The sequence below is a fragment of the Micromonospora sp. WMMD729 genome (assembly GCF_049315225.1).
Lineage (GTDB): Bacteria > Actinomycetota > Actinomycetes > Mycobacteriales > Micromonosporaceae > Micromonospora.
Genome location: NZ_CP186059.1, coordinates 1,032,263 through 1,049,240, shown reverse-complemented (window position 1 = coordinate 1,049,240; position 16,978 = coordinate 1,032,263). Strand labels below are relative to the sequence as shown.

The following is a 16,978-nucleotide window of genomic DNA, read 5'->3' as shown; positions in this document are numbered from 1 at the left end:
TGCCCGGCCTCCGAGGTTGCGTCGGCTTCCTGCCGACGTAACCAGGGGAAGGCGCAAGCGTCGCCTCCCTGCAGGGTATCGCCATGACCGATGAAGAACTCCTCGATCGGCTCGGACCGCTCGACCTCGGCCGCCCGCGGCCCGAGATCAACGCGTCAGCGTACGGGCTGAACTTTCGGGCATCGCGGAGCCCGTGCCGCCGACCGCGAAAGCTCACCTCGTCACCCGCCCGGCCGCAGTCACTGACCTCGACCGGCTATAACACCCAGACGGCGCTCGCGCATCCCGGCCCGGCGGCGAAGCCGTCTCCCAACCAAGGAATAACCACCGACCCGCGCCGCCGACGAGCACCACACCATGATCTCGCCGGCAAGCGCCGGGCGGGCCAGAGCCCCACCATTCCGCTGACCACCCAGCGCGCCCGGTCGTGGATCACGGCAGCGGTCGGGGTCATTGCCGGAGGACCTCGCAGATCGCAACGAACAGGCTCGTTGCAGTACCGCGCCGGCGACGCCGCTGGCTGGCCCTACGCTGACGACCGGTGGACCACCTGCGAATTACGCCAGCCTTGCCGTACCACGTCGACGCGGGACGACGGATGCGGTTGCTTCGGCGGCGGCGTGTGAGAGTTCGGGTAGGACGTCGCCGTAGAACTTGGCGGTGAAGTGTGGGCTGGAGTGGCGGAGTCGGTTGGAGATGACTTTCATCTGGACGCCGGCGGCCAGTCCCATGGTGGCAGCACCATGGCGGAGGTCGTGGAGTCGGATGGGTGGTAGTCCGGCTTGGGTGGCGAGGTGGTGGAAGTGGTCGGTGACATCGGCAGGGTGGAGCCGACCGCCCGCGGGCGTGGTGAACACGAGCCCGGTGGTGGCCCAGGCGGCACCGGCGGCGAGGCGTTCGCAGTGTTGCCGGGTGCGGTGGGCGCGCAGCACCGCGACGGTCTCGGTGTCGAGGGCGACCGCGGCCTCGCTGTCGGTGGTTTTGGGGGTGTCTATGGCGGTGGCCCAGCCGTGTTGGACGAGTTGCCAGCGGACGGTGAGGGTGTGGGCGTCGAGGTCGAGGTCGTCCCAGTGCAGGCCGCAGGCTTCGCCTCGGCGGAGGCCGGTGAAGGTGATGAGGTGGTAGAGGGCGTAGAGCCGGTCGTTGGCGTCGTGGGTGTGGTCGAGGAATTTGCCGGTGTGTTCGGGGGTCCAGATCATGACGGGGCTGGGGGTCTTGCCGGTGTCGCGCCAGGTTTTGATGCGTTGGTCGGTCCAGATGGTGGCCTTGGGTGGTCGTGTGGTGGGTAGTTCGACCATGAGGGCGGGGTTGGTGTCGATGTAGCGGTGGCGGCGCATCGCGTCGTTGAGGGCCTTGCGCAGGGTGGCGTGGATGACGTGCAGGGTTCTGGGGCCGACGATCCGCTGGTTCTTGACCTGGTCGCGTTTGGCGGGGTCGCGGCTGGCGCGCAGGGTGGCGATGGTGGTGTTGCGCTGGGCGATGGCGTCGTACATGGCGTCGATGTGGCCGGGGCGGAGCCGGTCGATGCGCAGGTGGCCGAGGTGCGGGATCAGGTACAGCCGGATGTGGCCTTCGTAGGAGCGCAGGGTGCCGGTCTTGATGTTCTTGCGTCCGGCGAGCCAGTCGGTCAGGTACGCCTGCATCGTGGGCAGCTCGGTGGGAGTGATGTCCAGGTGCAGCGCCCGCCGAACCTGCTCCGGGGTGGGGACGGGCGCGCCGGTCTTGACGGCGGTTTCGATCAGGTCACCGGTCTTGACGGTGGTGTGCGGGTCCGTGGGGTCGGGGACGGCGAGCGCGGCCCGGATGCGGTCCAGGACGGCGTCCGCGTCGGCCTGGGTGGCGTAGGGGCCGTGGCGCAGTGGGCGGCGGGTGCCGTCGGCGCGGGCGGGGATTTCGATCTGCCAGTGCCAGTGGCCGTGGGTGCGGGACCAGCCGCCGCCGGGCCGGCGAAGCTGGGGACAGGAGCGTCCCAGTCGCCGGCCCGTGACGCTGTCGCGGCAGCCGCAGCGTTTGAAGGTGGATCCCTTCACTCATCGTCTCCTGGATGCTCCGTACGGTGCCGCCAGCGATGCCGGGTGGAATCCGCTGGTGGCGGGGTCATCGCATCCACGCTCACCTTCGCATCGGCATCAAGTCGCCCGCCGCCGGTCGTGGTGGGGTCGGGTTGGAGGAGATGGAGCAGGGCGGCGACCGGGACGATGATGCGGCTGCCGGCCCGGATCAGCGGTATGGGGAACTGGTCGGTAGCGGCGAGCCGGTACGCCTGGGATCGGCTGATCCCGAGCACCGAGGCGGTGGTGGCGAGGGTGGTGGTCACGCCGAGGGCACGGATGCGCTCGATCGTCCACACCTCCCCGGCGCCGGGCGCGGTGTCGGTGCTGTCGGTCGTGGTGCGGGTTGTCTGGTCAGCGTGATTCGTGGGGCTGTTCATGATCAGGGTTCTCCTGGTTCTGAGATGGATGGCTGTGCGGTAGGAGCGGGGTAGCCGCGTCGGGGTCGACCGGCGCAGGGGTGGCTGCTCCCCCACCGTTGCGCCGCTCCGGTGACAGAGGCGGTGGCGTCGGGTTGGTCGGCACGGCCGGGCTCGCGATCGGCTCAGGTAGTGCCGACGACTCGACCTTGAGGGTCTTGAGGAGTTCGGATAGGCGGGTGTTGGACACGGTGTGACCGGCTGCGCGGAGGGCTTCGGCGAGTGCGGCCCGGGTCAGTGCCTGCCCGTCCGCGGCGAGCCGGTCCCGAACAGTTCGCGCCGCTGGCAGCAGCTCGGCCACGTCACCGGACGGCTGCGCGGACCGTCCCCGGTCCGCTCGCCGCTGCCGGTCCCGTCCGCCATGTCGGCGACGAGCCTCCGGTGAGCGGACGGTCCGGGTCATGGACCGCCGCTCCCCCGCCGTGACAGCGGACCGGGTTGCCTCGTCCGGTCCGCTGTCCGCAGCGGTCCGTCCGGCTTCGTCCGGTCGCGGTCGGCGGTCCCCGACGGTCCCAGGGTGGGCGGGCGTGGCGGTGCTGGTGCGGCCGAGGGCGATCTTGACCATGACGAGGAACCCGAGCGCGGGTACAGCGGCGGCGACCCAGCCGATGATCGAGGGTTCGGCCTCGACGACCTGCGCCGCCAGGGACAGGGTGACCGCGCAGGCCAGCACGGTGGCCGGGAAGACGGTGGAGGTGTGGGCGCGTTTGCGGCGGCGTAGTTCCAGGCCGGAGGCGATGGACATCAGTTCCAGGACGATCGCGTCGGCCCAGGCCAGCCAGCCGGGTTGGCCGTGCGCGGCCGCCACGTTGTGCACGTGGGTGAAGCTTGCCGCCCCCGCTGCGCCGCCGATCGCCAGCATGATGACGACCTGGACGCCACCCTCACCACGGCTATCGCGCGGACTGGCGTCCGGGTCAGGGACCGGTGCTGTCGTGGCTCGTCACCTCCTCGGCCCAGACCGGTGTTCCGGTCCGTCCGTCAGTCGCAGAAGGCGGGACCGGATGGCGGACCGACCCAGCGTCGGACAACCGTCGGGACAGGGACCGGACTCTGGTCGGGGACCGCCCGCAGCGGACGCGTGACTCGGACGCGGTCCCGCTGCTGTGGGAGCGGACGTCCGGTTCTCTCACGCATCTGTCAGCACGGGCCGAGCCGGTCCCGACAGATCCGTGACAGACGCCGACCTCTGCCGTCCGCCCGGCGGTAGAGGTACCGTCCGCCGCCGTCGTGCCGTCGCCGATCACGCCGCCTCACCCGCCCGACGCGAGGCGCCCACCACGTACCCGGCAAGGTCGGCCAGCCGCAACCGCTGCCCTCCCCCGCCGGCCACCGCCCACACCGCCTCCGCCGGGCTCAGTCCCGCCGTCACGGCGTGGTCGCGGGCACCGGTTGCCACCGGCACCGACAGCGGCACCTCGCCCAGGACGCGGCGCAGGTTGCGCTCCCGGGCGGCCGAGTGCAGCCAGAACAGCACCGGCCACGCCCACCCGATCTTCGCGAACAGTTCCCGGTAGCCGTCGACCTTGCCGGCCAGGATGGACAGCTGCTCGGCGCCGGTGTCGTACTCGACGAATAACGGCACCTCGATACCGTTCTCGACCCACCGGCCGTAGCCGTCCGGGCGGACCCGCGGCTGATACGCCCGCACCAGCCCCGGATCCTGCAGGCGGGTGAACGTCCCAGCGCGCTGGCACACCGCCTCCGGCAGCCACTCCACCAAGCCGGCGCCCGGATGGGTGCGGGCGTGCCCAGCGAGGTCGGTGAAGAAGCCGTTCACTCCGAGGCGGTGGGTGAGGCTGCGGGTCGAGGTCCAGCGCCGCCGCTCCACCCGGGCGTGGTCCCGCCGCGGCGGGCGCTCGTCCCGACTTGCGGCGACGACTTCGGCGCCGAGTTGGTCGATGACGTAGTGGTACGGGTACGAGCCGCCGTCGGCCCGCTGTGGCCGGAACCGGGCGACGAGGCGCAGCCGGTACAGGGTCCGCAGCCGCCGCTGACAGAAATCGAGGGACGGGAACAGGGCGTTCGAGATCTGGAACGACGTCAACACGCCGTGGTCGTACAACCAGCCCAGCAACAGCCGGTCACGGCCGGTCAGCTGGGACTGAACCCGAAGGACCGGATCATCCACCAGCTACCACCTCCTCCCCGGTAGGGAATGCCAGCCCCAGGGGGAGAGACCCGAGACCAGGAAGGGTCTGTCGCAGGACAAGCCGACGGCCCTGACAGCCGAGCTGACCTGCGGTGTGAGAGGGAACAGGGGGTCGGTTCGGGGGTTCGGCTGAAGACTGACGTCAACGCTGACGCCAAGCCCGACCCTCGAACGGGGGCCAAGCGGGAAACTGTCACCGCCGCCGGGCCGAATCCCGAGGCGATGCGGGAAGTCGTGGAAAGACACGTCGGGTACTCCTTGTCGAAAGATCTCAACGGCGCCGTGGACCACGGCGCTCGTGGCAAAAAGTGCGCGGCCAGGTGCATCGCGCTCGCACTGGAGCGAGGTCGGCTGGCGATGGTCGCCCGCCGGGTCGCGGCTGGCCCGGCAAGGTGGAGCGCGCGAGGGAAGTCGCGCTGTTAATCACTATTGAGGTGCTAACGAACACTCCGTGCAGTGCACGGATGGGCCCGAGAAGGGTCAGGGCAGCAGTCATCACCACGACCGTGACCGGCACGATCGTGGACACGAAGATGGACAGCGACGGCGACACGAACCGGCGGGCTCACATTCGCTTCCGCCAAGCGGAGCAACCGTTTCGGACAGGGACACTCCCGCCGGTCACGCAGCACATCATGCTGCGGCCGGACCGGCGTCGGCTCAACCCGCCGGGAGAAGATCCTTCATGGCGGTCCTCCTGTCGCTTGGTCGGCACCCGAACGACCAGACTGGCGCACCAGGCCACAGCGACGAGGAAGGGCCCTGACGGCGCCCATCAATCGACCAGTCAGCCCGGCGAACAAGCTCGCCGCAAGGGGAACGTTCCTCCAGTACCTCTCGACCAGACCGACGCTGTCAAGCAAGTCAACCCCGACGATCGACCGCCTCGGCACGCCCTCGCCAAGGCATAGTGCCGGACCGTCCTCGCCGGCCCGCTACCTGCCATAACGGTTCCCAGCGTCCCCACGACCCGACCGTCCCGGTCGAACACACCTACCGGAGAGCCGGCCGATATGGGTGCCCTCGACCGAAAGCAGGGCATTCTCCGGAACGCCTTGTGATGACGGACACAAGGCCTCATGCTCGCCGACGCCGTCAGCCTCAGCCGGCTGAGGTTCTGACAGATCAGAGAGCGTCCGATCAGTGCCAGGGCGATCCTGCGACGCTGGTGGTTGGGGGGTCTGTCATCACGTCCTGCAGATGGATCTCGGCCGGCTCATCCTGGCTCCGCGATGCGACGAGGCAGCCGACGACCTCGCGTCGGATGGCAATCGCACGTCCATGCCGCACCGCCGCACGACGTTTGATCCGCCTGAGCCCGAGAGGCACAATCCCAGGATGATCTCGAGTGTGTTCTTCGACGTGGGTGAGACGATCGTCGACGAGTCCCGGGAGTACGGCACCTGGGCCGACTGGCTCGGCGTTCCACGACACACCTTTTCGGCAGTCTTCGGCGCCGTCATCGCCCGCGGCCTGGACTACCGCGAGACGTTTCAGGTGTTCCAGCCCGGCTTCGACCTGGCCAAGGAGCGGCAACGCCGGGCCGACGCCGGACAACCGGAACACTTTTCCGAGGAGAACCTGTACCCGGACGCCCGACCCTGTCTGGCGGCCCTACGGGAGTTAGGCGTGCAGGTCGGCCTGGCCGGCAACCAGACTGCCCGAGCCGAGACCATCTTGCGCGCCCTGGATCTGCCGGTCGACGTGATCGGCACATCGGACGGCTGGAACGTCGAGAAACCGTCGGCCGCGTTCTTCGACCGCGTCGTCGCGGAGGCCGGCTGCCCCGCCGGCCGAGTGCTCTACGTTGGGGACCGGCTGGACAACGACATTCGCCCCGCTCAGGCCGCCGGACTCGCGACCGCCCTGGTACGACGCGGCCCATGGGGGCACATTCTCGACGACAAGGCCGTCAGCGACCGCTGCCTCTTTCAGCTTGACTCGCTCGCCGAGCTGCCCGAACTGGTACGCAGGCACAACGAGTCGGCAATTTAGCTCCCCGGAAGAGCGGCCCGGCTGGTCGCGAGGGCGGCGATGCGATCGTCGAGTTGGCCGCCCTCTCGGCTGTCGCCGAGTACCTGCCGGACCGCTCTGACCCGTTCCAGCCCGGTGCCGTACCAGTCGATATGCAGGGCGTCCAAAGCCTGGTTGAGGTAGGTGGCAGCGTGGTCGCCGTCGCTGCTGTGCGCCGAGGCCAGGTCGGCGAGGACGACGCTGCGCTGTTTGGTGCCTGTCGCGGTCAAGCCGGCGAGGGATTCGGCCAGGTGGCGGGCGGCCTCGGCATGGTCGCCGACGGCGAGGACCGCGTAGCCGGCAAAGGAGTGCAGCCGGCCGGTGTCGTAGTAGTCGAACCAAGCGGGCGCGTCAGGACGCGCTTCGAGCGCGGTGGCAGCGAGGTCGATCTGGTGGCGGCTTGCCGCTCCCGCACCCGCGCGGGCTTCGACTTCCGAGGCCACGCAGTGCAGCCAGGAGCGGACGGCGGGGCTGACGCCGTGCCAGGTGTGCTGGAGCGCCGCGTCGATCAGTGACCGTGCTGCGGCTGGATCGTGTCCGAAGGCGGGGATGAAGGCCATGTGGCCGAGGACGGCGGCGGCCAAGGCGTGGTCTCCGGCCTCACGGGTGGCGGCGAGGGCGACGTCGTAGCAGCGCTGCGCGACGGCGGGCTGGTTGAGATCGAAGAACGCCAGTCGTGCGGTGAGCAGCGCCGATTCGGCGAGGGCGCTGGAGAGGGTCGCCCGGCTGGTCCCGGTGGCCGCACGCACGAGTCCGCTGCCGAGCAGGGTGTGGGCGTACGCGGCCTCGTAGAGCGGCCGGGCGGGGCTGGTCCAGTACAGCGTGCGCTGGCACCGCACGATCTCGGCGTACGCGTCTGGATCTATGGCTTTGGTCTGGGCGTACGCGGCCTGCGGATCGAGTGACAGCAGGGGTGCCACCAGGGGAAGCATGCTGGCGCCGAACAACGCGCGCAGAACAGTTGCCCGGTCCCAGCCGGTGTCGTCGCCTCCGGTGATCATTTCCCACAACCTCCTGAACTCGTGCAGTGTCTCCGCCTGCGGGCGCATCGCCAGCTCGTCGGGGGTAAGAAGACCGAGCTGGCTCGCCGGCTTGTCGAAGATCGCTACAAGGTGCTTGCGGTAGCGCGGGTCAGGCCACCGCTCACCGGTTTCCCACCGCCGCACAGTGTTGGCGTTGAGCCCGGTATCGGTCTCCCCGGCATGGCTCATCTCCGTGCGGATGCGCTCGGCGACCTCCTCGTAGGACCAGCCCCGCTGGAGCCTCTCCCACGCTAGCCGCCGATTGGCGGGGTAGCGCCGTCCGGCCATGCCAGCACCTCCGTACGTCCTCTGTTGACGACGGTCACGTTAGCTATCTCCGCTACGGGCCGTCACTACCTGGTTGCGAGCGGACGGGTCGTGGACGGTACCGATCGGGCTCGCTGGACGGTTCGCTGTTGACGAGCATCGACGGACGCTGCTGGGCGGCTCCAGCTCACCAACCCAATGTCATCGACGCCAGGGGATTCACGGTGAAAAAGTCGGACAAGACGATCAACAAGCAGGCGCCGCTTGTTCTGGCGGCGGCCGGAGGTGCAGTCGTGAGGGTGATTCCCCGCCCGCGCACTGCCATCGGGGCTGCGTGGGCGGGTGACCGGCGGGGTGCTCTCAGCCGCCGCCTCGCCACGGCGGGCCCGCCGGTGCTTCGGCGGGCCCGCCACGACTGGACCGACCAGCGGGAATCAACCGCAACTCGTCGGACGGTGAAGCCATGACCGTGTACGTCTCGCGGCACACCTCCACGGACGGGCCCGGTCCGACGGTGCAGCCCCGGATACCGGCGACCGGCCGGGCAAAGGTCTCCCAGACCGAGCCCCTCCTGCTCACCTTCGTGTGGCAGCGCATGCTGTCGCAACCAGCTGATCCCGGTGGCCGCCGGTGACGGCGCGAGTGTTGGTGACCGGCGCGGCCGGCTTCATCGGCTCGCACGTCGTCGACGCGCTTCTTGCCCGAGGCATCCAGGTGGTCGGCTTGGACCGCCGCCGCCTCGGCCAGGACGCCCTCGCCGACGAGAACCTGTCAGCCGCAGCTGGCAATCCGCTGTTCACAGCGCTCTGCCGGGATCTTGTCACCGACCGGCTTGATGACGCTCTCGATGGCTGCGACATCGTGTTTCACCTGGCTGCCCGGCCAGGGGTCCGGCCCTCCTGGGGCGTGGAGTTTCACGACTACGCCCAGTCGAACGTGCTCGGCACCCACCGGCTGCTCGACGCGTGCGCCCGCTCGGGCGTACGGAGGTTGGTGTACGCCTCCTCGTCCAGCGTCTACGGCCCGGCGGAGCGGCCCAGCCGCGAGGACGACCGGACCAGCCCGGTCTCACCGTACGGGGTGAGCAAGCTCGCCGCCGAGCAGCTGTGCCTGGCCTACGCCCGTCGCCCCGACAGTCGGCTCAGCGTCGTGGCGCTGCGCTATTTCACCGTGTACGGACCACGGCAGCGACCCGACATGGCTATCGGCCGGCTGCTGTTCGCGGCCTATACCGGTCTGCCGGTCACGCTGTTCGGCGACGGCAGCCAACGGCGGGAGTTCACCTACATCACCGACGTGGTCTCCGCGACGATCGCCGCCGCTCACATCGATACCCGCTGCGCTGTGGTGAATGTCGGCGGCGGCGCGAGCGTGTCCATGCGCGGCGCCATCCAGGAGGCGTCCACGGTTACCGGACGGCAGATTCCGGTTCAGGTGGCCGATGCGCAGCCCGGTGACGTTCCCGCCACGTCGGCGGACCTGACCCTTGCCGGCCGGCTGCTCGGCTACTGGCCCACCGTCGGCCTGCACGAGGGCATGGCCCGGCAGTCCTCCTGGCTGGTCAATCTCTCCCGCGACCGGCTCGCGGCCTTCACCTCCTGACCTAGAAGGAAGTTCTCATGATCGTCTTGACAGCGGACTCCGCGAGCGAGTTGTTCGCCGCCGCCTGCCAGGCAGTACTCCTCAACGGCCGCATCGCCTGCCCACGCGACATGATGACCACCGAAGTCATCGGCGCGCACCTGTGCCTGACCAACCCCCGGCGCCGGCTGGTCTCCGTGCCGCCCGTCCGCGTCATCAACCCGGCGTTCGCCGTCGCCGAAGCGCTGTGGATCCTCTCCGGCTCGGACGACGCCTGGATCTTCGACTTCAACGACAACCTGCGCCGCTACGCAGACGACGGAATCCTGCAGGGCGCGTACGGGCCACGAATCCGCCGGTGGGGTGGCAGCCTCGACCAACTCGACGCCGTCGTGCGGAAGCTAACGGCCGACCGGGACTCCCGGCAAGCCGTCGTCCAGATCTACGACCCGGGACGCGACCACCGCGGCTACCGCGACGTGCCTTGCACTCTCGGGTATCGGTTCCTGATCCGGCAGGACCGACTCGAGATGCACACCACCATGCGCAGCCAGGACCTCTGGCTCGGCTTCCCGTACGACATCTTTGCGACCACGCTCCTGCAGGAACTGATGGCCGGCTGGCTCGGTGTCGAGGTCGGCGAATACCACCACCACGTCGATTCGCTGCACCTGTACGCCGAGCACGCCGCAGCCGCCGCCGAGTGCCTCCACCACGCGCCGAACATCACCGAGATGGATCCGCTCGGCGCGGACTGGACCAGCCTGGACACCGTTCTCGCTCGGATCATCGGTGGCGACGGCGACCTGCCCGAGGGCACCTCGTGGGACACGTTCGGACGCGTGCTTACCAGCTACCGAACCTGGAAGCGCGGCCAGCGCGACCCGGCGCGCAAGATCGCCCACGACACACCGGGGCCGCTCGGCGCTGCCCTCGTCGACTGGTACCAGCACCTCAATCAGCCGGCCCTCGCATCGGCGGAGGTGGCATGACCGCGGATGTGGTGCTCGGGCTGTGCGCGTACACGCATGACTCGGCGGCGGCCCTGCTGGTTGACGGCCATCTGATCGGCTTCGTCGAGGAGGAACGCCTCGACGGGGTCAAGCACAGCAAGGCCTACCCCGCACACGGTGTCGCCTGGCTGCTCCACGAGGCCGGCCTGTCGCCGTTGGACGTGACCACGGTGGCGTACAACTTCGATGGACGCCGCTACCTGGGAGCACTGGGCCAGCTACCGACCCATCTACGGCAGGCGGCCAGCCGCGCTCGAGCCGTACCTCGGGCTCGCAGTTTCACCACGGTCCACCGCCGCTACCGGGCCCGGATGCGGGACTTGGCCGAACGCTTCCCGCGCGCTCGACTGCAACCGGTGCCGCACCACCGGGCGCATGCCCTGTACGCCTTTGCCGCCGCCGGTGTGGACGACGCGGCGGTCCTGATCGTCGACAGCCTCGGCGAGTTGCAGACCACCACCACCTGGCACGCCCGCTGGCGCAACCCGCAACTCAGCCTCGACCTGGCACACGCGATCGACGACCCGGCATCCCTCGGCTACGCCTACGGTGCCGTCACCGAGCACCTCGGCTGGCGGCGCGGTGACGAGGAAGGCACCGTGATGGCGCTGGCGGCCCTCGGCGACCCCACCCGGTTCCGGGAGCTGATGTGCCGGGCGATTCGGCTCACCGCCGACGGCTTCACGCTCGACCCCGAGCTGATCGCCCTGCGGGTGCTTGCCAGCCGCTACGGCCGGGTCACGCCCGCGTTCACCGCCGCGACGTGCCCGCCACGCACGCCGGCCGCACCAGTAGAGCCTGTGCACGCCGACCTGGCCGCTGCGCTGCAGGAACGCACCGAGCAGGTGATGCTGCATCTCGCCGAGCGGGCCCGCCGGTTGACCGGCTCCGGGCTGCTCTGCCTGGCTGGTGGAGTAGCGATGAACTGTGTCAGCGCCGGCCTCATCGCCCAGGCCGGCATCATCGACGAGGTGCACGTACCGCCCGCACCCGGCGATGCGGGTACCGCGATCGGCGCCGCCGCCCACGCCTGGCTCGACGTGACCGGCCGCCCACCCACCGGCCTCCGCCACCGCTGCTACCTCGGCCCCGCCTATCCCGACCTGGCACTACCGGCAGCGCCGCGCGCGGGACTGCGTGCGAGCCGACCTGCCGAACCTGTCCACCATCTGGCTCGGCAGTTGGCCGACGGGGCGATCGTGGGGTTGTTCACCGGGGCGCTGGAGGCTGGCCCACGGGCACTGGGGCATCGGTCGATCCTCGCCTCGCCGTTGGAGGCCGGTGTGGTCGAGCGGCTCAATGCCACCGTCAAGTTCCGCGAACCGTTCCGACCTTTCGCCCCTGTCGTCCTCGCCGACAAGGCCACCGAATACTTCCAGCTACGCCAACCGTCGCCGTACATGTCGCTCGCGGCTCCCGTGACCGAGCTGACCTGCGACAAGCTACCCGCGATCGTCCACGTCAACGGCACCGCCCGAGTCCAGACCGTCACCCGCAAGCAACACCCCTTCCTCGCCGACGTCCTCACCCGCTTCGGCGAGCTCACCGGCCACCCCGTGCTGATCAACACCTCGCTGAACATCAAAGGCAAGCCGATCTGCGGCACACCAGAGATGGCGCTGGACTGCTTCACAGAATCCGGCCTGGACGCGCTGCTCATCGAAGGCTGGTGGGTGACCAAGTGAGAATTGGCTACAGCTTCTGGGGCTTCCTCGGACCCGGCATCAGCGACACCCCTGACGGAGGCCGCAGCCACCGCCGAACCTTGGTCGACGGTCTACGTGCAGCCAGCCATGACATCGTCTTCCTTCAACCCAACCGGGACCTGTGCGAGGCCGGCGACGATCTCACCGGCCACTACCGCTGGGACGTCGGCCTGCCCGACATCGACGCGCTGTTCCTCGAGTGGCGCTGGCCCATTCCCGGTCGTAACACCACCGTATGCGGGCGACCAGGCCACACCTGCGACCTGCATCGGCAGGCCGAGTTGCTTGACCACTACACCCACCGGATCGGCATGCCCACGATCCTCTGGGACAAGGACCGCCGGCTGCCCGCCACGGACCCTCTTCGCCGTACCCACAACGTCACTGTGTGTGAGCCCGCTCTGCACCCGACCCCGGGCGCAGTACCACTCCTCTTTCCGGTCGCCGACACGGCCATCGACGCCGCTGATCCGGCTACGCTGACAGCCCTCCCCCGCCGGACCCCGCTCGTCTACGTCGGCAACCAGTACGAGCGCGACCACGCGTTCGACACCTACTTCGCGCCAGCCGCCGCCCAACTGCCCCACCTGGTCGCTGGCAAGTGGACCGACACCGGGCGCTGGCCGGATCTGAACTTCATCGGCCGCGTTCCGTTCCCCAGAGTGTCCGCGATCTACGCCGACGCGCTCGCCACCGTCCTGCTGCTTCCCGCCCGGTATGCCGAAGCAGGACAGATGACCCAACGGATCTTCGAGGCCGTCCTCGCGGGCTGCGTGCCCCTGCTGCCTCGTGACGTCCGCGGCGCCGATGCCCTTGTTCCCTCGTCACTGATCGTCCGCGACGCCACGGACGTGCGGCACCGTATCGGCTGGCTCAGCGAGATCGCCGGCACCGGTGACCATGCCAACCTGATCGCGGGGTGCCTACGGCACCTCGACCCGTTCCGACTCTCGACCCAGCTCGAGGTGCTCACCTACCTGCTACAAGACCCCTGGTCGGTGCCGTCATGACCCACCGTGTCACCACCGGACGTGCGCACCACACCCTTACCCTGGAGAACCATGGACAGGATCGCGATCATCGGCTGCGGCGGCAGCGGCAAGTCCACCGTCGCACGCCAGCTGGCGAGGATCCTCGACGCGCCGTTGACCCACCTCGACGCGACCTACTACGACAAGCACTGGAACCCCTTACCGCAGGACGAGTTCGCTGCCCAGCAGGAGAAACTCGTCGCTGGCGAACGATGGATCATCGAGGGCAACTACGCCGGTACCCTGCCGATCCGGCTTGCCACCGCGGACACTGTGATCTTCCTCGACCTGCCCGCCAGAGCCTGCCTATGGGGCATCGCCCAGCGCCGCTGGCGCTATCGGGGCGGACAACACCACCAGGACGGCGTCTACGACCGCATCACCTGGAACTTCATCCGCTACATCCTCGGCTACCGGCGCACCATGCGCCCGCGAGTGCAGAACCTCATCCGAGAACACGGACCACACGTCCACCTGATCACCCTCACCAGCCGCCGTCAGGCCGCCCAACTGATCAAACGCGTCCGCGAAGGGCATCAGCCCGTGGCCTGACCGCAGCGAAACGGGAGGCGGCGGATGTCGGCTAACCCGTTTCTTGACCCCACGCTGGTCCACGGTGACCTCTACCGGGGCAACGGCCGGCTCGCCGACCGCACTAAGGCATTACATCGCGCCAAGATCAGCGGAAGCGACGTCGCCGACACAATCGCCGGCCTACTCGCCGCTCGGGTCCCGACCGGGGCGACTGTGCTCGACATCGGTTGCGGTCGCGGCACCACAACCCTGCGCCTGGCCGACCGGCTCCGCCCCCGCCAGCTCATTGCCGTCGACGCCTCGACCGCGCTTCTCCGCACCACCCGCGACCGCCTCGGCGACTCTGGCCCGTTGGGCTCAGTGGTCTGCGCTGACTTCCACCACCTGCCACTGCCGGACAGCTTGGCCGACGCTGCGGTTGCCGCCTTCTGCCTGTACCACTCTCCGACGCCGGATCTAGCTGTAGCGGAGATCGCCCGCTGCCTACGCCCCGGCGGCACCGCTGCGCTGGTCACCAAGTCCCTGGACAGCTACGCCGAACTCGACCGCCTGCTCCAGGCTGCCGGCCTCGACCCGGACGCCACCAGCCGACCGAGCCTCTACGAGAGCTTCCACAGCGGCAACCTGCACACCATCACCGCCACCCATCTGACCGTCCTCGACATCCAGCACGAGGAACACATCTTCCACTTCGCGGACGCCACGCACCTCGCCCGCTACCTCGCGACCACACCGAAATACCGGATCGCCCTGACTGGCGGAAACCCCGCCCTCGCGGCGGCCCTGCAGCAGCGGCTGGCGCCACCGCCGTACACGACCCGATCGACGGTCAGCTACGCCGTGGCGGTGCGGCCATGAGCGCCGATCTCTTCGTCAAGCGGTACGACGACCCCGAACGCTGCGCCGCCGCTGCCGCCCACCACGCCTGGCTGGTCGGCCTGCGCTCCGGCGTACGCCTGCCCACGCTCGTCGCCTGCGGTACCCGACATCTCGTGTTCGAACGGCTGTCGGGGCATGTACCCGGCGTCGAAGATCTTCCGCGAGCAGCCGCAGCCCTGGGCCGCCTTCACGCTGCCGCATACCGGCAAGCGCTTCGGGCCGCGCGCCTCGATCGACCTCACATCACCTCGACCGGCCTCGTGATCCCCGACTTCGCCAGCCCAAGGCAGGCGGCCCTGCATCTCGCCGCCGCGGCGGCGGGCATCCACGCATCGATCATCGACGCCGTACTCGACAGAACCGGGGATCCCGCGGCGTTCTACAAGGACCCGAACATTCGTAACTACCTCGCGAATAGCAATGAGGCCGCCGTCGTCGACTTCGACGACCTGACGCTCGCTCCCTTCGGCTACGACCTGGCCGGTCTCCTGGTCACTGCATCCATGACCTACGGCCGTCTGGCCGACCGATTGATCGCTCGCTGTCTGCGCGCCTACCGCGTCGCCGTCGCGCCTCAGATCTGCAGCCTGGCCGACCTGAAGCGGTACGCCGAGCTGCACCAGTTACTGACTCTGCGATATCTCGGCCGCAACGGCTATCGGCACCCGTGGCCCGCCGTCCGTCCCTGGCCCGATCCGTTCCGCACCGAACTACCCTGAAAGGAACCCACGTATGACGCCGACAACCGAACTCGCCATCGCCCGCCACGGCGAAGCTACCTGCAACATCACCGGGATCGTCGGCGGCGAACAGGGCTGCACCGGCCTCACCGGCCTCGGCCGGAACCAGGCGGAGCAACTCGCCGCCCGCCTGGCAGCCGAACACGCCGACCGGACCTACGCCGCCTTCTACGCCACACCCAGACTCCGCGTCAGCCAGACCGCCGGGATCATCGCGCAAGCTCTGCACTTGGCGCCCACCATCTACCCGGACCTCCGCGGCCCTGACCACGGCGACGCCGACGGCCGACCCTGGGTCGACGTCAAGACCTCCTTCCAGGGACCGCCTCAGCACAGTCCGGACCGCCAGTACGCTTCCGACTCCGAGACGTGGAACCAGTACCTCGACCGGGCGACCGCCGCACTTCAGAAGATCCTCGCCCGCCACGAAGGTGAACGAATCCTCATCGCCGCCCACGGCGAAACCGTCGAAGCAGCCCACAGCCTGCTCCTCGGCCTCCCTCGGAACGCCTGCCTCCGGCTCGGCTTCGTCACCGACCACGCCTCCATCGCCCGGTGGCAGCGACCGACGAACCGTTTCGGCCGCACCATCTGGCAACTCGTCAGCCACAACGACACCCGACACCTCCGGGCCCACCATGACTGAGGTCAACGTCCACCTCGCGCTCTGCCAACGGCTCCTCGACGCCGACGCCAAGCCCGTCACGTCGCACCCCGGGCACGCTGGCACTCGCGTCCTCCGCGCCTCGACGGCCGCCCACGGAGATGTCATTGTCAAGATCCATCGCAGCCCGGAACGACACCACCAGGAAGTCCACGCCTACAGGACCTGGGTTCCGGCTCTCGGAGACAGGGCGCCCCGACTGCTCGCGACATCCGACGACCCACCAGCCATCGTCATCACAGCGGTAGTGGGAGTTCCGCTCAGCGAGCGACATCTCCACCCCGAGGCCGAGCAGAGGGCCTACCAGCAGGCAGGACAACTACTCAAGACACTGCACGCCGCTGGACCGCCCCGCCTCGAACCAGACTGGGCAGCCTGGCTCACTGAACGCGCCGAGTACTGGATCCACAAGGCCGGGGACCGCATCACCGCAGCCCGCCGAGCCGAGGTCCGCGCGCACATGCGGGCCCTCCGAGACTTGGCGCCGCTACCTGCCCTTCCGTGCCACCTCGACTTCATGCCCCGCAACATGATCTACGGCGACGACGGAGGGGTTAGGCTGATCGACTTCGAGCACAGCCGCTATGACCTACCCGCCCGGGACCTCGTACGACTCGCGACTCGCGTATGGCCGCACCGCACTGACCTACGCGCGAGCTTCCTCCATACGTACGGCCAGCTCAGGGCAGTGGACGACGCGGCACTGGAGCACTGCGCCCACTTCGACTTCCTCACGAGCTTGGCGCGACAGGCAGATCCCAACACTCAGCCGATACCTCAAGCTCGTCCCGAGCCGGCCCACGACACCCCGACTTCCGATCATCGTGAAGGGCGCACTCAACCCCTCCGTGCCGGCAGTGGAGACCTCGATAAAAGGTCGTGAAGACACCAGACCGCTGCAGCTGG

Annotated in this window: 16 protein-coding genes; 11 read left to right on the top strand and 5 right to left on the bottom strand. The window is 69.1% G+C overall.

Annotated features, from left to right (window positions below; all coding sequences use genetic code 11):
• Positions 1-557: 557 nt before the first annotated feature.
• From ACN263_RS04875 to ACN263_RS04860, 4 genes are all read right to left on the bottom strand, one after another.
• A complete protein-coding gene (locus tag ACN263_RS04875) occupies positions 558-2,030 on the bottom strand; it encodes a tyrosine-type recombinase/integrase (RefSeq protein ID WP_422738637.1) in 1,473 nt (490 codons plus the stop codon).
• Positions 2,027-2,431, bottom strand: coding sequence for a hypothetical protein (locus ACN263_RS04870; protein ID WP_422738636.1), 405 nt, complete (start codon positions 2,429-2,431; stop codon positions 2,027-2,029). Before ACN263_RS04870 ends, ACN263_RS04875 begins: the two co-directional genes overlap by 4 nt.
• Entirely contained in the window at positions 2,406-3,332 is a 927-nt protein-coding gene (locus tag ACN263_RS04865) for a DUF2637 domain-containing protein (RefSeq protein WP_422738635.1), read from the bottom strand. Before ACN263_RS04865 ends, ACN263_RS04870 begins: the two co-directional genes overlap by 26 nt.
• 381 nt (positions 3,333-3,713) lie before the next feature.
• On the bottom strand, positions 3,714-4,601 hold the full coding sequence (locus ACN263_RS04860; RefSeq protein ID WP_422738634.1) for a replication-relaxation family protein: 888 nt from the start codon (positions 4,599-4,601) through the stop codon (positions 3,714-3,716).
• A gap of 1,359 nt (positions 4,602-5,960) precedes the next feature.
• On the opposite strand from ACN263_RS04860, the gene ACN263_RS04855 reads away from it, so the two are divergent.
• Positions 5,961-6,617, top strand: coding sequence for an HAD family hydrolase (locus tag ACN263_RS04855; protein ID WP_148427122.1), 657 nt, complete (start codon positions 5,961-5,963; stop codon positions 6,615-6,617).
• Here ACN263_RS04855 and ACN263_RS04850 read toward each other — a convergent pair.
• Entirely contained in the window at positions 6,614-7,945 is a 1,332-nt protein-coding gene (locus ACN263_RS04850; protein ID WP_422738633.1) for a helix-turn-helix domain-containing protein, read from the bottom strand. The genes ACN263_RS04855 and ACN263_RS04850 overlap by 4 nt on opposite strands.
• 442 nt (positions 7,946-8,387) lie before the next feature.
• Here ACN263_RS04850 and amcA point away from each other — a divergent pair, with 442 nt between their 5' ends.
• The 10 genes from amcA to ACN263_RS04800 are packed head-to-tail and all read left to right on the top strand — an operon-like array spanning position 8,388 to position 16,955.
• Positions 8,388-8,558, top strand: a complete 171-nt coding sequence (amcA, locus tag ACN263_RS04845) for a multiple cyclophane-containing RiPP AmcA (RefSeq protein ID WP_422738632.1) — start codon at positions 8,388-8,390, stop codon at positions 8,556-8,558.
• Between the two features lie 14 nt (positions 8,559-8,572).
• Positions 8,573-9,526: an NAD-dependent epimerase/dehydratase family protein gene (locus ACN263_RS04840; RefSeq protein ID WP_422738631.1), complete on the top strand. Its 954-nt coding sequence runs from the start codon at positions 8,573-8,575 to the stop codon at positions 9,524-9,526.
• Between the two features lie 50 nt (positions 9,527-9,576).
• Positions 9,577-10,497 (top strand): thymidylate synthase, encoded by a 921-nt coding sequence (locus tag ACN263_RS04835; protein WP_422738630.1) that lies wholly within the window; start codon positions 9,577-9,579, stop codon positions 10,495-10,497.
• Complete coding sequence (locus tag ACN263_RS04830; protein WP_422738629.1) at positions 10,494-12,203, top strand: carbamoyltransferase; 1,710 nt, start codon at positions 10,494-10,496, stop codon at positions 12,201-12,203. The genes ACN263_RS04835 and ACN263_RS04830 overlap by 4 nt, the downstream gene beginning before the upstream one ends.
• The gene (locus ACN263_RS04825) at positions 12,200-13,234 is read left to right on the top strand and encodes a hypothetical protein (RefSeq protein ID WP_422738628.1); all 1,035 of its coding nucleotides are present in this window, start codon (positions 12,200-12,202) and stop codon (positions 13,232-13,234) included. Before ACN263_RS04830 ends, ACN263_RS04825 begins: the two co-directional genes overlap by 4 nt.
• A 51-nt stretch (positions 13,235-13,285) precedes the next feature.
• On the top strand, positions 13,286-13,807 hold the full coding sequence (locus ACN263_RS04820) for a topology modulation protein (protein WP_422738627.1): 522 nt from the start codon (positions 13,286-13,288) through the stop codon (positions 13,805-13,807).
• 24 nt (positions 13,808-13,831) lie between these two features.
• Positions 13,832-14,647: a class I SAM-dependent methyltransferase gene (locus tag ACN263_RS04815; protein ID WP_422738626.1), complete on the top strand. Its 816-nt coding sequence runs from the start codon at positions 13,832-13,834 to the stop codon at positions 14,645-14,647.
• Positions 14,644-15,387 carry a phosphotransferase gene (locus ACN263_RS04810; protein WP_422738625.1) on the top strand — a complete coding sequence of 248 codons (744 nt, stop codon included), beginning with the start codon at positions 14,644-14,646 and terminating at the stop codon, positions 15,385-15,387. Before ACN263_RS04815 ends, ACN263_RS04810 begins: the two co-directional genes overlap by 4 nt.
• Positions 15,388-15,400: 13 nt before the next feature.
• Positions 15,401-16,054, top strand: a complete 654-nt coding sequence (locus ACN263_RS04805) for a histidine phosphatase family protein (protein WP_422738624.1) — start codon at positions 15,401-15,403, stop codon at positions 16,052-16,054.
• Complete coding sequence (locus ACN263_RS04800; RefSeq protein ID WP_422738623.1) at positions 16,047-16,955, top strand: phosphotransferase enzyme family protein; 909 nt, start codon at positions 16,047-16,049, stop codon at positions 16,953-16,955. The genes ACN263_RS04805 and ACN263_RS04800 overlap by 8 nt, the downstream gene beginning before the upstream one ends.
• Positions 16,956-16,978 lie beyond the last annotated feature (23 nt).

What these genes read in the sequence shown, in the direction of transcription:
- ACN263_RS04855 (WP_148427122.1), top strand. Translation starts at nt 5,961, where the DNA reads ATGATCTCGAGTGTGTTCTTCGACGTGGGTGAGACGATCGTCGACGAG.
- ACN263_RS04850 (WP_422738633.1), bottom strand. Translation starts at nt 7,945, where the DNA reads ATGGCCGGACGGCGCTACCCCGCCAATCGGCGGCTAGCGTGGGAGAGG.
- ACN263_RS04805 (WP_422738624.1), top strand. Translation starts at nt 15,401, where the DNA reads ATGACGCCGACAACCGAACTCGCCATCGCCCGCCACGGCGAAGCTACC.
- ACN263_RS04820 (WP_422738627.1), top strand. Translation starts at nt 13,286, where the DNA reads ATGGACAGGATCGCGATCATCGGCTGCGGCGGCAGCGGCAAGTCCACC.
- ACN263_RS04810 (WP_422738625.1), top strand. Translation starts at nt 14,644, where the DNA reads ATGAGCGCCGATCTCTTCGTCAAGCGGTACGACGACCCCGAACGCTGC.
- ACN263_RS04865 (WP_422738635.1), bottom strand. Translation starts at nt 3,332, where the DNA reads ATGCTGGCGATCGGCGGCGCAGCGGGGGCGGCAAGCTTCACCCACGTG.
- amcA (WP_422738632.1), top strand. Translation starts at nt 8,388, where the DNA reads ATGACCGTGTACGTCTCGCGGCACACCTCCACGGACGGGCCCGGTCCG.
- ACN263_RS04830 (WP_422738629.1), top strand. Translation starts at nt 10,494, where the DNA reads ATGACCGCGGATGTGGTGCTCGGGCTGTGCGCGTACACGCATGACTCG.
- ACN263_RS04815 (WP_422738626.1), top strand. Translation starts at nt 13,832, where the DNA reads ATGTCGGCTAACCCGTTTCTTGACCCCACGCTGGTCCACGGTGACCTC.
- ACN263_RS04800 (WP_422738623.1), top strand. Translation starts at nt 16,047, where the DNA reads ATGACTGAGGTCAACGTCCACCTCGCGCTCTGCCAACGGCTCCTCGAC.
- ACN263_RS04870 (WP_422738636.1), bottom strand. Translation starts at nt 2,431, where the DNA reads ATGAACAGCCCCACGAATCACGCTGACCAGACAACCCGCACCACGACC.